This is a genomic window from Lapidilactobacillus concavus DSM 17758, assembly GCF_001435835.1.
Taxonomy (GTDB): Bacteria; Bacillota; Bacilli; order Lactobacillales; family Lactobacillaceae; genus Lapidilactobacillus; species Lapidilactobacillus concavus.
This window is the reverse complement of record NZ_AZFX01000088.1, coordinates 3,018-5,024: the sequence shown is the minus strand read 5'-3', so window position 1 is coordinate 5,024 and position 2,007 is coordinate 3,018. Positions and strand designations below refer to the sequence as shown.

At 32.6% G+C, this 2,007-nt stretch carries 2 protein-coding genes; both read left to right on the top strand.

The annotated features are described in order from the left end of the window. Window positions 1-260: 260 nt before the first annotated feature. The gene (locus FC15_RS07780) at window positions 261-1,307 is read left to right on the top strand and encodes an FtsX-like permease family protein (RefSeq protein ID WP_057825539.1); all 1,047 of its coding nucleotides are present in this window, start codon (window positions 261-263) and stop codon (window positions 1,305-1,307) included. Window positions 1,308-1,311: 4 nt separating this feature from the next. Next, the gene (locus FC15_RS07775) at window positions 1,312-1,986 is read left to right on the top strand and encodes an ABC transporter ATP-binding protein (protein WP_057825537.1); all 675 of its coding nucleotides are present in this window, start codon (window positions 1,312-1,314) and stop codon (window positions 1,984-1,986) included. Window positions 1,987-2,007 lie beyond the last annotated feature (21 nt).

Here is a 2,007-nt window from a genome sequence, read left to right as displayed (position 1 = left end):
CCTGCAGTTGTTTTCTAAAAACTTCTTTTAAATCACCATGAGATAGTAGTACATTTACCAATTCTTTGTTAAACTGATTCATAGGAGAAGACCTCCGTTGATTTGGTTTAGAAGCTTATAATCATACGGGGAAGGTCTTCCCTTTTTCAATACTCATTTGCACAAAATATTTTACACTCTCTCCTTGCGCTATCAAAACCTTTTCAAAACACATTAAGTGATATATTAATAATAAATAGAATTAATAACAGGAGATCATTATGTTTTTAGCTATTAAAGAGATGCTACATGAAAAATTGCGTTATAGCCTAATAGTGGCACTTATATTTTTAGTAAGTTATCTTTTGATTATTCTTACTGGTTTAGCCACTGGTTTAGCTAACCTAAACAAAGCGGCAATTAACGAGTGGGATGCTTCAAGTATTGTCTTAAATAGTGATTCTGAAGGACGTTTACAACAATCTTTTCTTTCACAGGATGAGGTTGCTAGTTTACCCAATAATGGAACCAGAATTTCACAGTATAGTACACTTGTAAAATCAGAAAATGGATTAAAAGAGAATGCTCAATTAGTAGCTCTTGATTCCAAATCGTTCATATTTAAAAAATTGAAAATAACAAGTGGTAGTAAAAATATCCGAAACAATGCCGGCGTCGTATCGGATAAATTCAAAAGTGATGGATTCAAAATCGGTGACTACTTGTTAGTTGCTAATTCATCATTGAGAATTAAAATTACAGGTTTTACACCCAGGGCCACTTTAAGTGCTCTTCCCGTGGTTTATATTTCACCAGACACTATTCAATCACTGAATAAAGGTGTAACAAATGCTGTGGTATTCAAGAATACGTTAAATAATTCAAAAATACCAAAAGGGACTAATCAGTTGAGCATTGGCTCATTTATTAATAAATTACCTGGATATAGTGCACAACAACTCACATTCAACTTCATGATTGGTTTTTTGTATATTATTATTCTAATTGTTATTTCAATTTTCTTGTATATTCTGACCGTTCAAAAATTACCCAACTTAGGTGTCTTGAAGGCGCAAGGAGTCTCAACGCAATATCTTGTTTTAAGTACGTTATTTCAATCATTTATTATGTCGGTTATTGGCGTTATTATAGCCATTATATTAGGTGAAATAACAGCTATTACGTTACCCAGCGAGGTACCCATTGTCATCGATAAAAGTAATATTATTGTAACTGGAATCGGTATTATTATTATGTCCTTGTTGGGTGCATTGATACCAATTCGCCAAATTGCCAAAGTTGATCCTTACAAAATTATTGGAGGTTAATTGCATGTCAAATCTAATTTTCGACTCAGTCACAAAAATTTTTGGTGAAGGGAGTAGTAAGTACGTAGCACTAGAAAATATTAATTTCGAAGCAGAAAGTGGTCAGCTTATTTTAGTTATAGGGCCATCAGGATCAGGAAAAACTACATTTTTGACTATAGCAGGCGGACTACAGACACCAACTAATGGTGACGTAAAAATAAATGACAGTACAATTAACAGTTTGTCCAAAAAACAACAAACAAAATTAAGATTGGAAAAAATAGGATTTGTTTTACAATCTTATAACTTAGTCCCATTTTTAACGGTCGAAGAACAGTTTAAATTCGTAGATAAACTAAAAAACCAAAATTTGACTGAACAAAAAATGCATGAGCTTCTTTCTGATTTAGGACTTTTAGAACTGCTAAAAAAATATCCTAATCAACTTTCTGGTGGACAAAAGCAGCGTGTGGCAATTGCTAGAGCATTATACACTGATCCTGACTATATTTTAGCAGATGAACCCACAGCCGCATTAGATACAGATAGATCCATGAAAGTAATCGAGCTACTCAGAGATTTAGCGCACAAAAGAAATAAAATTATTATTGTAGTTACTCATGACTTAAGGTTAAAAGATATGGCAGACAAAGTTTATCAGATAATTGACGGTAAAATGACAATCCTGGAGAAGTAATTTAATTTATGACTAAAAATC